Origin of the sequence: Aeromonas sp. QDB18 (assembly GCF_027705325.1) — a bacterium.
Classification (GTDB): Bacteria; Pseudomonadota; Gammaproteobacteria; order Enterobacterales; family Aeromonadaceae; genus Aeromonas; species Aeromonas caviae.
The window spans coordinates 1-526 of sequence record NZ_JAPDBQ010000366.1; the positions used below are offsets into that span (position 1 = coordinate 1).

The 526-nt window shown below is 58.4% G+C and carries 1 pseudogene; it reads right to left on the reverse strand.

The window, feature by feature from the left end:
* Nucleotides 1–121: 121 nt before the first annotated feature.
* Nucleotides 122–451, reverse strand: a pseudogene (locus OKC30_RS21375) (nucleoside transporter C-terminal domain-containing protein); the annotation flags it as partial.
* Nucleotides 452–526: the final 75 nt, after the last annotated feature.

Here is a 526-nt window from a genome sequence, read left to right on the forward strand (position 1 = left end):
ATGATGGCCTCTCCTGAAAGAAAAACACCCTGTCAGCGTACCGCTCACAGGGTGGGGGTGACCATCTCATTAGACCCCCTGCCAAGGCAGGGGGTCGTCATGAGCAGCGCGGGGGGAGGACCTAGATCATCACACCGGCGATAACGGCGGAGAGCAGGCTCACCAGGGTGGAGCCATAGACCAGCTTCAAACCGAAGCGGGAAACCATGTTGCCCTTCTCTTCGTTGAGCGCCTTCACCGCACCGGCAATGATGCCGATGGAGCTGAAGTTGGCGAACGACACCATGAAGATGGAGAGGATGCCGACGGTGCGCGGGGAGAGCTCGGCGGCAATCTTGCCCAGATCCATCATGGCCACAAACTCGTTGGTCACCAGCTTGGTCGCCATGATGGAGCCGGCCTGCAGCGCTTCACTGCCCGGGATGCCCAGGATCCAGGCAACGGGATAGAACCGTCATTCCGCACCTGATTTTGCTATTTTCAGTGCTTGACGGCGATCGGCCGTTCTGATCTATTACTCTCTTTT